Raw genomic sequence first — 15170 nt, 5'->3', positions numbered from 1 at the left:
TATTCTGATTCTATTTTCTAGCTTCTCACGTTGCCAACAGATTTTTCCTTTGAGAAAGTTTATAAGAGGATTTTTTTAAGAGTTCTTATCCATATTCTTCACGCGACTGGGACACTCAAGCCAATGGTTTTGATTGTTTTTTATCGTTTGTGAAACTTCATTCATAAAGAGGGATTTCTCATCTTTTATAAGGAGAGCAATATTTTTTGCAATTGCCTCTAAGAGAGGGGATAACCATTCTTGATCAGATTTGGTGAAATTTCCCAGAACATGCTGATGAACAAGTTCTTTGCTTCCAGGATGACCAATTCCTATGCGTATCCGACAATAGTCAGTACCACAATGGGCATCAATAGACTTAATGCCATTATGCCCATTATTTCCTCCACCAATTTTTATACGAACTTTTCCCGGTGACAGGTCTAACTCATCATAAATGATGATCAAATTCTTCAAATCTAATTTATAAAATCGCAAAGCTTCGCCAATAGCTTGACCAGAAAGATTCATGAAAGTTTGTGGTTTTATAAGAAAAATTTTCTCATTACTTATGAAACCATTGGAGATTTCTGCTTGAAACTTCTTTGACCATGGAGAAAAAGAGAAGGACTGATAAATGGCATCAACAGCCATAAAACCGATATTATGGCGGTTATTTTGATATTGTAAACCAGGATTGCCAAGACCAGCAATAAGCCACATGTGTATCTTCAGTCAAAGTATGAGTAAGGGTAATGTCTCATAAATTAAGGCGGAAAAAATTCCCGCCTTTTGAGTTTTATGAAGTTTCCGTGTTTTCTTCATCATTTTCTTGTTCAGAAGTTTCATCGCTGACATCCATGCCAGCAGGAGCTGCAATGGTTGCAATGGTAAAGTCTCGATCTTGGATGATGGGAGTCACATCTTTTGGCAGTTGCACTGCTGAAATGTGAATAGAATCACCAATAGAGTAGCTGGAGAGATCAATTTCAATAGCTTCAGGAATAGCACTTGCTGGAGCTGTACATTCAATTTCGTGCCGAACAATATTGAGGACACCACCCTTTTTAAGTCCAGGTGCCGTATCTTCATTGAGGAAGTGGACAGGAATATTCACTTCTACAACGGATTTTGCTGAAATGCGTAAAAAGTCTACATGGAGGGGAAAGTCACGCACGGGATCTAATTGATAATCTTTTGGCAAAACCATAATTTTTTGCTTGTCAAGAATAATCGTTGCAATGGTGGTACGAAAGCCACCGGCATGAATTTTGTAGAAAATTTCTTTATAGGGAACTGTTATTGCCAAGGGTGGTTGTTTTTCACCATAAATGACAGCAGGAATAAGACCGTTGCGGCGAAGTTCACGGGAGGACCCCTTACCAACCCGCTCGCGTTTTTCGGCCTTAAGAGTGTAGCTTTTACTCATAATTTAAGTCCTTTTTACATGATTGGAGATCCTTCAAAAACAGTAATAGTTTTTGCATGGATATGAAGATATGCGCTAACCAACAGCGATCACTCCATTCTACGTTGCCTCCAAGGGTGTCTACGCAGAAGTTTGTTCTATAGTTCAAACTATTCATAGATGCAAGAGTTGTGGGAAAAATCGATGATTTCTACCGTTAAAAAGGAGGAAATGTTACAAATTGCGGTGTGGATGGAGAATCAACCAATATGTGCTGGCACTGATATGTTCAAAATCAAACACTGGAGATGTTATGAAGGTTGAGATTGCCTTGGGTGAGATGTCAGAGAATCGTGCTTTGCATAAATCGATGCCAGCACTTCTTGACTTAGAAGAATTATTGGCGACACGTCTTCTTGTACAAGGTAATTCCGGTTCAGGGAAATCACATCTTTTACGCCGTCTTTTGGAGCAAAGTGCTAAGTGGGTGCAGCATTGTGTAATTGATCCAGAAGGCGATTTTGTAACTTTGGCAGATAAATTTGGTCATGTTATTGTAGAGGCTCAACGTAGTGAATTAGAGTTGACTCGTATTGCCCATCGCATTCGACAACATCGGGTTTCAGTGGTATTTAATCTTGAAGGTTTGGATACTGAACAACAGATGCGTGCTGTAGGGGCTTTCCTTGGGGCACTGTTTGATGTGGAACGTGATTATTGGTATCCTATGCTTGTCGTTGTCGATGAAGCGCAATTGTTTGCTCCAACTGCAGCAGGAGAAGTTTCTGATGAAGCGCGTAAAATTTCTTTGAGCGCTATGACCAATCTTATGTGTCGAGGACGTAAACGTGGTCTTGCTGGTGTTATTGCGACACAACGTTTGGCTAAGCTTGCCAAAAATGTTGCTGCTGAAGCTTCAAACTTTTTAATAGGGCGGACTTTTTTAGATATTGATATGGTGCGCGCTGCTGATCTTTTGGGAATGGAGCGTCGCCAAGCGGAAATATTTAGAGATCTTGAACGGGGAAATTTTATAGCTTTAGGCCCTGCTTTATCACGACGTCCCTTACCAATCATTATCGGTTCTGTTGAAACTTTGGCACGCTCTTCTAGTCCTAAATTAATGCCACTTCCAACAGAGCGGGATGATGTGCAAGAGCTCGTTTTTACTGCTTCACCAGAGGAAATTTTAACGCCATTTAAACAAACACGAGAGCCGATGAGGGAAAAATCAATGCACGAGATGTTAGAGGAGGTAGTGCATAAAAAACAAGAGCTGTTGGAAGAAAACCTGAGTTTATTTCCTGAACTTTCTGATGTTGAGCGTGACGGCCAAGCAGAACATATTATTCGGGAAATTCTTGAGGATTCTGAGGCTTTTTATCGTTCAACAGCGGTGCTTTATCAAGATTTTTCAGTTCGTTGCCGTATCCATGGTATGTCAAAGGTTCCTTTTAATCTTTCACAATTTCGGCGTAAATTGGCTATTGCTCAGGCTTTTGTTGATGAACAAACGGCTGTCAGTGAACATTGGAAACATATTTTGCAGATATCAGAAAGTTTGGAAGAAGATGTTCAAGGAGTCTTCTTGAATGTGGCACAGGCCGCATTAGGGGGAAAGCCATGTCCATCTGATGCATTTTTAGCACGTCTTTATGGAACTCATTCTTTAAGCCGTGCACGCCGACTTTTAACCTACTTTGAAGAGCGTGGACTTATTGTTATTCATACGCATTTTAGTGGTCAACGTATTGTTGCATTTCCTGATCTTGGTGTTGAAACAGCACCGGGAGACCCCAAGGAACCACTTTAACCAAATAAGCTGGAAACCGATTGTTCTGCTGCTGTCCTTGCTATTGCTTCTCCAATAAGGTCGGCAATGGGCAAAACACGAATATTATGGGTTTTCTCAATAGCTTGTGTTGGCATAATTGAATCTGTAATAACCAATTCTTTCATCTCTGAATTGGCAATTCGTTCGATTGCATTACCAGAAAGAACACCGTGCGTGATATAAGCCGTGACACTATTGGCACCATGTTTAAGCAGAGCACTTGCTGCATTGCATAAAGTTCCACCTGAATCAACAATATCATCAAGCAGAAGGCAATCTTTTCCCGATACATCTCCAATGATATTCATAACTTCTGATTCACCAGGGCTTTCGCGACGTTTATCCACAATAGCGAGCAAACTGTTCAAGCGCTTGGCGAGCGCGCGAGCGCGAACCACACCACCCACATCAGGTGAAACAACGATAACATTTTCAAGAGAATAATGCACTTTGACATCGCGAGAAATGACAGGAACAGCATAGAGATTATCTGTAGGGATATCAAAAAAACCTTGAATTTGTCCTGCATGAAGGTCCAATGTTAAAACACGATGGGCCCCTGCTTCCGTAATTAGGTTGGCAACAAGTTTTGCAGAAATAGGAGTCCGTGGTCCTGGTTTTCTATCTTGGCGGGCATAGCCAAAATAGGGGATAACAGCTGTAATACGACGTGCAGAAGAACGACGAAGGGCATCAATCATGATGAGCAATTCCATCAAATGATCATTTGCGGGATAGGATGTAGATTGCAAAACAAAAACATCTTGACCACGTACATTTTCATGCAGTTCTACAAAAATTTCTTGATCAGCAAAGCGCTTTACAGTTGCTTTGCCTAAGGGGATGTTCAAATAATTTGCAACATCTTCAGCTAGGCGTGGATTAGAATTTCCGCAGAAAAGTTTCATAGTAGAACCTCTGAATTATCATGGTGAGAATGCGACACGGTTTTTAATTTCTTTTTATTAAATTGCAAGAGAACAATTACAAAAGCCTTACAATTTTATCGATTATTATTAAAGAGCTATGCAGTATGGTTTCTCTTTTTCCAAAAGTTTGTTACTTTTAGAGCAAAGTTTTTTCTCCATGCGGCAAAGAAATACATATTGATTAATCTTTTTGGTTATTACTTTATAAAAATGCTTTCAATATGGGGAATGTTTCATATTTAAGATGAATGAAGGGGAGTAATAAAAAGAAGTATCATCTTGCCTTCAATTATTATAACCAAACATTGAAAATGATCACAGCGAAGGCAATCATATTTTATGTGCTGGTAGATAATTTCGTGAAAAAAGCAAAGTCCAATGGGATTTATTTTTACATTTGGGTAAAAAGTTTAGTTTTGCAGTTTTGGTATTGTTCTCAAGCATAAAAGGGGCTCATCTTTTGTTTTTCAGCATAATAGCAGAAATTTGCCGTCCGTAATCGGGTTCGTTGCGGTGTATTGCACGGCGATAGGAGAAAAAACGCTGTTCATCTTGATAGGTACAAAGCTCTACACAAGAAGCATTAACGCCTGCTTCTTTGAGTTGGTTTATAATAAATGCCCATAGATTAAAATAAAAGCGATTTATTTTGTCTGTTTTTAAAAAATATTTTTGGTATTTGCTGTGGTAATCAATAAATTGGTCGTAAAATTCATTTGTTACTTCGTAGTGATAAGGGCCAATACAAGGTCCAAGGACTGCTGTTATTGATTGTCTTTTGGCTCCTTGTTTTTCCATAACAGCAATTGTTTTCTCGATAATTCCATTTAAGCTTCCACGCCAGCCAGCATGAGTTGCAGCGATGACTCCAGCTTGTGGATCAGCAAACAGAATGGGTCCGCAATCTGCTGTAAGAACCCCAATAACGAGTTCTGGGGTGGTCGTAACCAGAGCATCAGCTTGAGGAGGTGCACCGATAATTGCTTGATGAGCTACGACAACGTTACAGGAGTGTATTTGATTGACTGTGACTAAATTTTGCGCCTCAATAGAAAAGTAATTGGCGATCAAAAGACGATTCTGTACAATATATTCAAGCTGATCATTTGAACCTTTCCCAACATTAAGACTATGATAAAGATTTTTTGAAACACCACCTTCACGTGTAAAAAATCCATGTTTTATCCCATGGGTGTGTAAAGTAGAAAGATTTTTTGCAAGAATGGGATGAGGGATAGATTTCATAAAAGTTCCTTATGGAGATTATTTGAAATGAGGATGGAGATGTTCATATTTGTCAATGAATATTTCAGATAATGATGTGCTTATTGACAAAAGCGCCGATCATCAAAATTGAGGAGGTATGGAGATGTTTTTATCACTGAAATGTAAAACTTTAAATAATTTTCCCATCTGATCTGGACCAGCGAGCCGTTCGATGTCTTGGCGGATTTTGTCTTGCAAAGGAGCACTTTTGCCAACTCCAAGCTGGTTTGCGCGCTCCAGTAGCCCCATTTTAAAAAGAAATTCTCCTTGCTCTAAGATTTCAGCAAAACAGCCCTGTTCAAGAGCTATGTTTTTTAAAAAAGAAAAATCAACATGGGATGTTAAATCATGTTCACCAGGGGCATCAAAAACATCACGAAATCTATGTTTTGAGAGTGCTTGCAAGGTATCGCCAAAGGCAAGCTCACAAGCACCATAGTCGATAAGTAAAGCAGAACCTGTCACTTGCACTAAATGGTGGCTGATTTGTTGCATGAATTGATGCCGTAAAGGGGCATGTTCAAAAATTGTTCCGTCAGGCACTTTAGAACAATAGGTTTGTAGACAAGAAGAGGGAAGTTTATGCGGGGCAGCAATAAAGATGAAATCTCCATTTTGATTGACTGTAATGCAGCGCTCTTTCCATTCTCCATTGACTTTAATATATTGGTTGATAGGGAGTGTATCGAGAAATTCATTAGCAATGAGGAAGAGAGGTTTTGAAGGAATTTGATTAAAATTTTCAATGCTATGGATTTGTTTTTGATAAGAGCAAAGGCGCTTTTTTTGTTCTTTTGCAAGTTTTTTGCTTATTTCGATCAGAAAAATTTCAGCAGCATTAAATGCTCTTGTAGAAAGCTTTTGGATGGTTCGCAAAATGTCATCCATCAAAATTCCACGTCCTGGACCTATCTCAGCGAGGATAAAAGGATGAGGACAACCTTGAGCTTTCCAGCTCGCAAGAGTCCAAATGCCAATCATCTCTCCAAATAATTGGCTTATTTCAGGTGCTGTAATGAAATCACCATCACGTCCAAAAGGTGTTTGTGTTTGATAATAACCAAACTGAGGATCTGTAAGTGCCAACGTCATATATTGGCTAACAGTGATTGGTCCATTAAGGACAATAATTTCTTTAATTTTTTCTTTTAGATTGGCCATTTTCTGTCGATTTATATTTAAAGGCGTGGAGAAGAAGATACCCCCCTAAAAGAAGCATGGGAAGAGATAAAGCCATGCCATAGGTAAAACCAGTAGAATGGAAAAGTGTCGAAAACCATTCTGGATCTTCTTGAGGCGCACGGTAAACTTCAGAAATGCTGCGTGCTACTGCGTAGCCTATAATAAATGTTCCTGATACAGCACCGGGACGCTTTAATGCTTTGAACCCAAAAATAAGAAGACACAAGATGATGAAGAGAAGAAATCCTTCCATAAATGCTTCGTAAAGCTGGCTTGGATGGCGCGGTAAATAGTAAGGATCGAGAGGAAAACAAACAGCCCAAGGATGTGTAGTGATATTGCCCCATAACTCTTGGTTGATGAAGTTGCAGATTCGTACAATGCCGATACCAATAGGAGCACCTGCAGCAATGATATCAAACATGGCTCGTATGTTAATATAATTTTTACGGGCAAACCAGATCATAGCAATGATAATACCAATAAGTCCGCCATGAAAGGACATTCCCCCATCCCATACGGCAATGATAGCACTTGGATGGTTAAAATAGTAAATGGGATCCCATACAAGAACTTGTCCTAAACGCCCTCCGATAACAACACTTATGGCAGACCAGACAACAAAATCTCCGATCTTTTCTTTATCCATAGGAGGGTGGTCTCTATACCATAGAGATGTTTTTTTTAATAATTTTTGCGCATACCACCAAGCAAAAAGAATACCCAGTACGTAACCAAGTCCATACCAATGAAGTGCTATGGGACCTAGCTGGATAATGACAGGATCAAGGAAAGACGGAAAAGCAATGGCTGGACAAGACAGATTGTTCATGAGTTAAGCATTTTACATTATACGAGATGAATATGAAGTGACTCTGATGGTCAGAAATGACAGATGAATGCACAATGGTCAAGTCAGTAGGGAGGCTAGTCAGAAAGGGAGATAGATTTCCACTGATTTATCGCGGTAAAAAATATGGTGATAAAGGAATATTAAAAAATCTTAAACAAAATCGTTATGAAAAGTCTACATAGGATGTAAAATATAGAGTAAAAGGAACAAATTACAGTATCTAAATGTTATGAGAATACGCTATAATGCGTGCGTCAATAATTAAAATTTAAGGAAAAATGTTATGCGTAATGGATCAAATCGTATTCTTGATGAATTAGCAAAATTAGCAACGGATGCTGCTGACGTTGCGCAAGGCATACGACGTGAAGCTGGAACAGCTTTTCGTGTGCAGGCTGAAAAGATAGCAAACAAACTTGATCTTGTTTCTCGCGAAGAGTTTGAGACTTTTAAGGAGATGGTGCTGAAAATCCATGCTGATAATGCTGATTTGAAAAGGCGCCTTGATGATTTAAAGAAAGGTGATTAAAAAAACGCAGACACAAAAAAGTAAAATAGTTTCTTAAAAAAAGAATCTTCAAAAAATATCCCCAATTTTTCAATGTGATGCGTGAAACTAAAAAATGCTTAATCTTGAGTCTGTTAGAGCGGAGCATTTGTTTATTTTTGATTTTTTTTTGGGTAAAATACATTTTTTTGAATCAGGGGGGCTGGCGCTATGAAATTGTATCAATACACTGAAAAGACTTGATGATTCGTTTTATGACTATCAGGTTGCCCTAAACAGCGCGATTGTGTTCTGGGTGTTTGTGTACTGTCGATGTTTTTATGTGTATTTGTTTGGTGTAAAGGTTCTGATTGTAGCAAAATATTGTTACAGTTTAGACGTTTTATATTCTGTTGACAATGTTTTAAGATGATTGAGGATTGTGATGAGGCTTGCATTTTGCGCCACAGAAAGAAAAGAGCACCCTGTTGACTTTATCGAACAGATTGCCTGTGAATATGATTGGTCGTTTGAGCGGGATGCACAAGATGAAATTAGCGTTTGTGTGGAAGGAAAACGCGCAAACTATCGTCTTGCTTTTTCATGGATGGAAGAGCATGAAGCACTTCATTTAGCTTGTTCGTTTGATCTCTCTACTAAAAATGCTCGAACAGCTGAAATACAGCGCTTATTGCTAGCAATTAATGAAAAGTTGTTGTTGGGACATTTTGATTACTGGCAAAGGAATAATTCAGTCATTTATCGACAAGGTCTTCTTTTGGCTGGTGGGATGCATCCATCTCATATACAGGTTGAAACATTGTTGATACATGCACTTAAAGCCTGTGAAAGCCATTATGTTGCATTTCAGATGGTTGCTTTGTCGGGAGAAAGTGCTTACAAGGCACTACAGTACACTTTGTTTGAAACTGTAGGGAATGCCTAAAATATACAGTCTGTTATTTTTACAGACGGTTTGCGGAAATATTGCTCATAGGGGGACATCAAGAATAGCGCGCACTCCCCCGAGTGGGCTCTCATCTAATTGTATATTGCCACCATGGCTGCGTGCTATGTCTTGAGCAATAGAAAGACCAAGTCCTGTTCCACTTGCATCTTGATTTCGCGCTTTATCAAGTCGAAAGAATGGCTTAAAAACTTCCGTGCGCATATCTTCATGAATTCCAGGTCCATTATCATCGATTATCAATATAAAAGATTCTTGTTGAGAGTTAGCGGTTAGTTTAACAGTCGTGCCGTAACAAAATGCATTTGTTACAAGATTGCTGACTAAGCGTGTGAAAGCACGGGGACGTACTTGTATTTCTGTAGGACCTTCAATGGTGTAAGAAAATTGACGTTTGTGAAGACGAGCATCGGTGGAGAATTTTTGCATAAGAGCATTTAAATCAAAAGTCTTGACACTTTCACTTCCTTCACCACGAGCAAAAGCAAGATAATCTTCTAACATATTTTGCATGTCACTTACATCTTGCTCAAGCGGTTTAATATCAAAGTCAGTATTTACTAATGCCAGCTGAAGTTTAAAGCGTGTAAGAATGGTTCTTAAATCATGACTTACTCCTGAGAGCATCATGGTACGTTGTTCAATTTGGCGTTCAATACGTTCACGCATGCGTAAAAAAGCGATGCCTGCACGACGGACTTCATCAGCTCCTTGTGGTTGAAAACCTTTTGGTAAAGGACGACCGCGTCCAAAGCTTTCTGCTGCTTCAGCCAATTGTTGAATCGGTTTGATTTGATTGCGCAAGAAGTAAATTGCTATCAGCAATAAAACAAGAGCTGTTCCTACCATCCAGCTTAAAAAAATAGCAGTATTGGAAGCATAGGCTTGGCTGCGTGGAGCAAAGACGCGTAAGATGTTGTGACCAAGGTGGATACGGATTTCAACAAGATCAGAATCTCCTACGGTATCGATCCAGAAGGGACGGTTAATTTGGCGGGTGATTTCTTCACTTAAAAAATAGTCAAGAATTGCAAAAAATGGCTTAGGTCCTGGAGGGGGTAAGGAGGTAGGAGATAGAATAGAAATATTTAATCCCATACGTTGTTGTGCAATACGCTTGATATCTTCATAGTTATCTTGTTGGGGATATGTTTCAAGAATATCAATAATGGCTGAAATATCATGCACGACAGCTGTTGAAAGACGCTCGGTTACCATTTGCCAATGGCGTTCCATAAAGACATAAGCAATGACCGTTTGCAGAAGCACCATGGGAGCGATAATAATGATTAAAGAGCGAGCATAAAGCCGTTTAGGCATTTTTTTCGTTAACCATCGAAGAAAAAATCTTAAAGGTTTGATCATTCTTGTGCCTATTCAATAGAGAGTTTATACCCTATTCCTCGCACGGTTTGGAGCCATATAGGCAGTGCTGGATTTTTTTCGATCTTACGACGAAGGCGGTTGATCTGCACATCAATGGCACGTTCACTTATATTGCTGTCATCTGTCGCGAATTTATGGCGCGGAATTGTATCGCCTGCATTTTCGGCAAACATGACCATCATTTCTTGTTCTTTATCTGTTAATTTAATAATTTCTCCTCCTTTTTTGAGTTCGCGTCGTGAAATTGAAAATATATAAGGACCAAAAACGATTTGCTCAATTTTAGGTTGGCTAAGGGGAAAACCACGTCGTAAAATGGCGTTGATGCGAAGGAGAAGTTCACGAGGGTCAAACGGCTTAGACAGATAATCATCGGCCCCTGCTTCTAATCCACGGATACGATTGTCTATTTCTGATAAAGCTGTTAGCATCAAGATAGGAACATCTTTTGTTTGGCGGAGTGAATGAGTGAGATCAATACCGTTTTCGCTAGGCATCATGACATCAACAATAAGAAGATCAAAATCTAAACTTGCCAACAGTCGTCTTGCTTCATTCGCATTGGCTGAAACTGAAACACGAAATCCATTTTTAATGAGAAACTGAAATAAAAGATTGCGAATACGAGTATCGTCATCAATCACAAGAAGGTGAGGGGCATCGTCACACAAAACTTGAACGTGATTGGTCATTCTTAAAAAAACCTTGATAAAAATTTAGTTTACACAAAATACAAGTTTACATAAGTTGTATAAAGCTGTCGAGCAGCACCTTTACCTTAAAGGAGAGAAAGTTTTATTTATAAATTTAAAAAAGTTACTTTTGAAAAGGATATTATGGGTAGTCTTAATATACATATTATTCCCGTTACGACATTCCAACAAAATTGCACTTTGCTTTTTGATAGTGAATGTAAAACGGGGGTTCTCGTTGATCCTGGTGGTGATTGGCCGCGGATTCAAGACGTAATCGAAAAGAATGGTGTTATTGTTGAGGCTATTTGGGTAACACATGGTCATTTTGATCATGTAGGAGCAGCAATGCAAGCGAAAGAAGCGCTTAATGTAAAAATTATCGGTTCACATCGCGATGATAAGCCTGTGATGGATGCTGTGAGCGAAAGCGCAAAAAATTATGGCATCACTGATGCTTGCATCTGTATTCCTGACAAATGGTTAGAAGATGGTGAGTGTGTTCATTTTGCTGGACATGTGTTTAAGGTTTTTCACACCCCAGGACATTCCCCTGGTCATGTTATTTATTTCAATGAAAAAGAGCGCTTAGCTCTCTTGGGTGATGTGCTCTTTCGTGGTTCTATTGGACGTACGGACTTCCCCTTCTGTTCCTATGAAAAATTGATGCAATCTCTTCGAGAAAAAGTTTTACCCTTAGGCGATGATGTTTGTTTTATTTGTGGGCATGGTCCCAAAAGTAGCATAGGCTATGAGCGCCAAAATAATCCTTTTCTTCAAGATTTTAATATATGAGCAAACAAAAAAACGCTTTGAAGCGTTTTTTTGTGCCATTTAAGGCTTTTTAGTAGGGCGGAACAGAAGTTAATTTATTGGGGCATAACAAACGTGTTCCAAACCATTACGGTCTCGGAAAGTTCCTGTTTTAGGGTTGAAAGAACGGTATTTTTTCTTACAATAGTTAAGCCAATCAGATTCCCATGATTGTTGTACTGGCTCATATTCCACCGTTTGCGGAGCTTCATAAATTATCTGTTCTTGTGGAACCTGTTGATATACAATTTGATGCTGTGGTGTGGTTTGATAAACAACTTGTGGCTGTTCTGGTTTTTTTAAAATTTTGCCGAGAAGTGCACCTGCTGCAAGAGCAAGAATGCCTATTGCTAAAGCTTCTCCTGAGTTATTTATATTAATACTACTGTGTTTTGTCTTTTTGCGCTCGACATAATGATATGTCTTGTGTTCAACATGATGGTGTTGTTGTGCTCCCCATTTATGGCTAACATAATGACGCTTGTGGGGATTATCAAAAGAGCGATGTTCACTATGAGAAAAATGGGAGCTAAAATTGTGAGCTGGTAAACCAGCCTCCCTCCTCATATCATAGCTATGATACCATGCCATATCTGCAAGCGTTGGATTTAATGGCATCAAAACGGTTGCAGTAGACATTGCTGATAATACCGCTAATCTGAAGAGTTTTTTCATAATGATGCTCCTTGTGTAAATTCGTATTTTTCACATCCTACACGTTTCAAACTGAATAGAGCCTGAACAATTTTGGACTTTATTGTGACAAAAAAATAAAAATTCATTTAGTTAAAACATTGCCGGTACAGTAAAATAAAATCATGACAAAATTTTGATTTCAATTAATGTAATATTCTTAAGGTTAATTAAGCAGCTTGTATTGAGAGCAGCAGATTTTTTACTATTGGTTATAAATTCTTTATTGATGAGTACTTTTTTATTAATTGACACAATATGAATTAAACAATAGGTGTATGAATAAAAGTTATCGTTTTTTATTATAGGCTTATGGTGCTAAGATAAAATCTTATTTGTGTGATAGAATACAGTCCTGTTTGACTACTCTCTTGTGAGGTTAAATATTGAGTTCGATATCAGATTATAACTGTATAAGATAATATATTGCGGGAACTTTTTTTGATATATGGGAAACATTCTCTTTAATTTTTTTGTGCTCATTTAGGTTTTAGAAGTGTTTTTGGCATGTTTTGATAGTTTTAGGGATTTTTTTATAACGTGGTTTAACAAGAAAAATTGCTAAAGGGGGACATCAATAATAGCGCGTAAGCCCCCTAGAGGGCTATCATCCAATTGAATATTGCCTCCATGGCTACGTGCTATATCTTGAGCAATAGAAAGGCCGAGTCCTGCTCTACTCGCATCTTGATTTTGTGTTTTATCAAGTTTAAAGAATGGCTTAAAGACTTCTGTGCGCATATTTTTATGAATCCTAGGTCCATCATCATCAATAGTTATGATGAAAGATTCTTGTTGGGATATGGCTGTTAGTTTGACAGTATTAGCATGACAAAATGCTTTTGATACAAGATTGCTGATGAGACGCGTGAAGGCATGGGGGCGTACTTGTATTTGTGTAGGGCTTTCAATGGTGTAGGAAAATTGACGTTTGTGAAGATGCGCATCGGTAGAGAATTTTTGCATAAGAGCATTTAAATCAAAAGTTTTAATACACTCACTTCCTTCACTACGGGCAAAAGCAAGGTAATTTTCTAACATATTTTGCATGTCGCTCACATCTTGCTCAAGCGGCTTAATATCAAAGTCAGTATTTGCTAACGCTAGTTGAAGTTTAAAACGGGTGAGAATGGTTCTTAAATCATGGCTTACACCCGAAAGCATTATGGTGCGTTGTTCGATATAGTTAGAAGATGGTGAGTGTGTGTATTTTGCTAGACATGAGTTTAGGGTTTTGCATACACTAGGGCATTCCCTTGGTCATGTTATTTATTTCAATGAAAAAGAGCGCTTAGCCCTCTTGGGTGATGTTCTCTTTCGTGGTTCTATTGGACGTACGGACTTCCCCTTCTGTTCCTATGAAAAATTGATACAATCTCTTCGAGAAAAAGTTTTACCCTTAGGCGATGATGTTTGTTTTATTTGTGGGCATGGTCCTAAAAGTAGCATAGGCTATGGGCGCCAAAATAATCCTTTTCTTCAAGATTTTAATATATGAGCAAACAAAAAAACGCTTTGAAGCGTTTTTTTGTGCCATTTAAGACTTTTTAGTAGGGCGGAACAGAAGTTAATTTATTGGGGCATAACAAACGTGTTCCAAACCATTACGGTCTCGGAAAGTTCCTGTTTTAGGGTTGAAAGAACGGTATTTTTTCTTGCAATAGTTAAGCCAATCAGATTCCCATGATTGTTGTACTGGCTCATATTTCACCGTTTGCGGAGCTTCATAAATTATCTGTTCTTGTGGAACCTGTTGATATACAATTTGATGTTGTGGTACGGTTTGATAAACAACTTGTGGCTGTTCTGGTTTTTTTAAAACTGTACCAAGAATCGTACCTGTTGCAAGACCAAGAATACCCATTACTACAGCATCTCCTGAGTTTTCTATATGAACATTACGGTGTTTTGTCTTTTTGCGCTCGACGTAATGATACGTTTTGTTTTCAATATAATGATAATGGTGGTGGTGGTGATGATGGTGTTGTTGTTCCGTCTTACTATGTTTGGCTACAAACCTTTCATGTTCGGCTTTAAATCTTCTTTTGCCGTCTTCAAAACTCTTGTGGAAATCATCAACAAACTTTTGGAAATCATCAGAAAAAAAGCCACGTTTTCTATCAGAACAATGGGAGCGAGCAAAACCGCAAGGCGGGATATCAGCTTTCTTCCTTATTTCCCTTATCGCATCATCTGTTTCTTTACGCATCTTCCTCATCATATCATCTATTTCTCTCGAGATAGAGTCACTACGATTCCATGCCATATTCGCAAGCGTTGCATTTAGCGGCATCAAAACGGTCACAGTTGACATTGCTGATAATACCGCTAACCTGATCACTTTTTTCATAATGATGCTCCTTGTGTAAATTCGTATTTTTCACATCCTACACGTTTCAAACTGAATAGAGCCTGAACAATTTTGGACTTTATTGTGACAAAAAAATAAAAATTCATTTAGTTAAATCTACCGCGGAGACAGTACAATAAAATCATAACAGAATTTTGATTTCAATTAATGTACTCTGCTTGAGGTTAATTAATAAATTTGTATTGAGAGTACCCGATTTTTTACTATGGGATATAAAATCTTTATTTATTGGTACTTTTTTATTGTTTGGTACAATATGAATTGAACAATAGGTGTATGAATACAAAGTTATCATTTTTTATCATAGTCT

At 38.4% G+C, this 15170-nt stretch carries 14 protein-coding genes and 2 pseudogenes; 5 read left to right on the top strand and 11 right to left on the bottom strand.

The features are described from left to right. Window positions 1–75 precede the first annotated feature (75 nt). A complete protein-coding gene (gene pth / locus ACFIK7_RS08200; protein ID WP_375630837.1) occupies window positions 76–702 on the bottom strand; it encodes an aminoacyl-tRNA hydrolase in 627 nt (208 codons plus the stop codon). A 76-nt stretch (window positions 703–778) separates the two neighbouring features. Further along, entirely contained in the window at window positions 779–1408 is a 630-nt protein-coding gene (locus tag ACFIK7_RS08195) for a 50S ribosomal protein L25/general stress protein Ctc (RefSeq protein ID WP_273791234.1), read from the bottom strand. Window positions 1409–1700: 292 nt separating this feature from the next. Between ACFIK7_RS08195 and ACFIK7_RS08190 the strand changes: the two genes are divergently transcribed. After that, window positions 1701–3200, top strand: a complete 1500-nt coding sequence (locus tag ACFIK7_RS08190; RefSeq protein ID WP_375663209.1) for a helicase HerA domain-containing protein — start codon at window positions 1701–1703, stop codon at window positions 3198–3200. Here the strand turns inward: ACFIK7_RS08190 and ACFIK7_RS08185 are convergent. From ACFIK7_RS08185 to lgt, 4 genes are all read right to left on the bottom strand, one after another. Further along, window positions 3197–4129: a ribose-phosphate pyrophosphokinase gene (locus tag ACFIK7_RS08185; RefSeq protein ID WP_273791232.1), complete on the bottom strand. Its 933-nt coding sequence runs from the start codon at window positions 4127–4129 to the stop codon at window positions 3197–3199. The two genes, ACFIK7_RS08190 and ACFIK7_RS08185, sit on opposite strands and share 4 nt — an antisense overlap. A 474-nt stretch (window positions 4130–4603) precedes the next feature. Continuing rightward, complete coding sequence (gene pgeF, locus ACFIK7_RS08180) at window positions 4604–5395, bottom strand: peptidoglycan editing factor PgeF (RefSeq protein ID WP_273791231.1); 792 nt, start codon at window positions 5393–5395, stop codon at window positions 4604–4606. A 102-nt stretch (window positions 5396–5497) separates the two neighbouring features. Beyond that, a complete protein-coding gene (locus ACFIK7_RS08175) occupies window positions 5498–6577 on the bottom strand; it encodes a class I SAM-dependent methyltransferase (RefSeq protein ID WP_273791230.1) in 1080 nt (359 codons plus the stop codon). Next, window positions 6552–7430: a prolipoprotein diacylglyceryl transferase gene (lgt, locus tag ACFIK7_RS08170; RefSeq protein WP_273791229.1), complete on the bottom strand. Its 879-nt coding sequence runs from the start codon at window positions 7428–7430 to the stop codon at window positions 6552–6554. Before lgt ends, ACFIK7_RS08175 begins: the two co-directional genes overlap by 26 nt. Window positions 7431–7734: 304 nt before the next feature. Between lgt and ACFIK7_RS08165 the strand changes: the two genes are divergently transcribed. Further along, entirely contained in the window at window positions 7735–7980 is a 246-nt protein-coding gene (locus tag ACFIK7_RS08165; RefSeq protein WP_375630830.1) for an accessory factor UbiK family protein, read from the top strand. Window positions 7981–8383: 403 nt separating this feature from the next. Then, window positions 8384–8884 carry a YbjN domain-containing protein gene (locus tag ACFIK7_RS08160; RefSeq protein WP_375629408.1) on the top strand — a complete coding sequence of 167 codons (501 nt, stop codon included), beginning with the start codon at window positions 8384–8386 and terminating at the stop codon, window positions 8882–8884. A 45-nt stretch (window positions 8885–8929) separates the two neighbouring features. Here the strand turns inward: ACFIK7_RS08160 and ACFIK7_RS08155 are convergent, their stop codons facing one another. Together ACFIK7_RS08155 and ACFIK7_RS08150 are read right to left on the bottom strand one after the other, a co-directional pair. Next, window positions 8930–10270 carry an ATP-binding protein gene (locus ACFIK7_RS08155; RefSeq protein WP_273791227.1) on the bottom strand — a complete coding sequence of 447 codons (1341 nt, stop codon included), beginning with the start codon at window positions 10268–10270 and terminating at the stop codon, window positions 8930–8932. An 8-nt stretch (window positions 10271–10278) separates the two neighbouring features. Continuing rightward, a complete protein-coding gene (locus ACFIK7_RS08150) occupies window positions 10279–10983 on the bottom strand; it encodes a response regulator (protein WP_273791226.1) in 705 nt (234 codons plus the stop codon). Between the two features lie 144 nt (window positions 10984–11127). Here ACFIK7_RS08150 and ACFIK7_RS08145 point away from each other — a divergent pair, with 144 nt between their 5' ends. Next, window positions 11128–11778, top strand: coding sequence for an MBL fold metallo-hydrolase (locus ACFIK7_RS08145; protein ID WP_273791225.1), 651 nt, complete (start codon window positions 11128–11130; stop codon window positions 11776–11778). A 69-nt stretch (window positions 11779–11847) separates the two neighbouring features. Here ACFIK7_RS08145 and ACFIK7_RS08140 read toward each other — a convergent pair whose 3' ends face one another. Both ACFIK7_RS08140 and ACFIK7_RS08135 read right to left on the bottom strand, forming a co-directional pair. Continuing rightward, a complete protein-coding gene (locus ACFIK7_RS08140) occupies window positions 11848–12471 on the bottom strand; it encodes a BA14K family protein (RefSeq protein ID WP_375663208.1) in 624 nt (207 codons plus the stop codon). Between the two features lie 579 nt (window positions 12472–13050). After that, window positions 13051–13671 (bottom strand): annotated as a pseudogene (locus tag ACFIK7_RS08135) (sensor histidine kinase); the annotation flags it as partial. Window positions 13672–13675: 4 nt separating this feature from the next. Here ACFIK7_RS08135 and ACFIK7_RS08130 point away from each other — a divergent pair. After that, window positions 13676–13987, top strand: a pseudogene (locus tag ACFIK7_RS08130) (MBL fold metallo-hydrolase); the annotation flags it as partial. 69 nt (window positions 13988–14056) lie between these two features. Here ACFIK7_RS08130 and ACFIK7_RS08125 read toward each other — a convergent pair. Continuing rightward, complete coding sequence (locus ACFIK7_RS08125; protein ID WP_375663207.1) at window positions 14057–14839, bottom strand: BA14K family protein; 783 nt, start codon at window positions 14837–14839, stop codon at window positions 14057–14059. Window positions 14840–15170: the final 331 nt, after the last annotated feature.

Origin of the sequence: Bartonella sp. CL266QHHD (genome assembly GCF_042195355.1) — a bacterium.
GTDB lineage: Bacteria > Pseudomonadota > Alphaproteobacteria > Rhizobiales > Rhizobiaceae > Bartonella.
This window is presented reverse-complemented; position numbering and strand designations above follow the sequence as displayed.

Coding starts and splice junctions, on each gene's coding strand:
- pth (WP_375630837.1), bottom strand. CDS start 702: ATGTGGCTTATTGCTGGTCTTGGCAATCCTGGTTTACAATATCAAAAT.
- ACFIK7_RS08195 (WP_273791234.1), bottom strand. CDS start 1,408: ATGAGTAAAAGCTACACTCTTAAGGCCGAAAAACGCGAGCGGGTTGGT.
- ACFIK7_RS08190 (WP_375663209.1), top strand. CDS start 1,701: ATGAAGGTTGAGATTGCCTTGGGTGAGATGTCAGAGAATCGTGCTTTG.
- ACFIK7_RS08185 (WP_273791232.1), bottom strand. CDS start 4,129: ATGAAACTTTTCTGCGGAAATTCTAATCCACGCCTAGCTGAAGATGTT.
- pgeF (WP_273791231.1), bottom strand. CDS start 5,395: ATGAAATCTATCCCTCATCCCATTCTTGCAAAAAATCTTTCTACTTTA.
- ACFIK7_RS08175 (WP_273791230.1), bottom strand. CDS start 6,577: ATGGCCAATCTAAAAGAAAAAATTAAAGAAATTATTGTCCTTAATGGA.
- lgt (WP_273791229.1), bottom strand. CDS start 7,430: ATGAACAATCTGTCTTGTCCAGCCATTGCTTTTCCGTCTTTCCTTGAT.
- ACFIK7_RS08165 (WP_375630830.1), top strand. CDS start 7,735: ATGCGTAATGGATCAAATCGTATTCTTGATGAATTAGCAAAATTAGCA.
- ACFIK7_RS08160 (WP_375629408.1), top strand. CDS start 8,384: ATGAGGCTTGCATTTTGCGCCACAGAAAGAAAAGAGCACCCTGTTGAC.
- ACFIK7_RS08155 (WP_273791227.1), bottom strand. CDS start 10,270: ATGATCAAACCTTTAAGATTTTTTCTTCGATGGTTAACGAAAAAAATG.
- ACFIK7_RS08150 (WP_273791226.1), bottom strand. CDS start 10,983: ATGACCAATCACGTTCAAGTTTTGTGTGACGATGCCCCTCACCTTCTT.
- ACFIK7_RS08145 (WP_273791225.1), top strand. CDS start 11,128: ATGGGTAGTCTTAATATACATATTATTCCCGTTACGACATTCCAACAA.
- ACFIK7_RS08140 (WP_375663208.1), bottom strand. CDS start 12,471: ATGAAAAAACTCTTCAGATTAGCGGTATTATCAGCAATGTCTACTGCA.
- ACFIK7_RS08125 (WP_375663207.1), bottom strand. CDS start 14,839: ATGAAAAAAGTGATCAGGTTAGCGGTATTATCAGCAATGTCAACTGTG.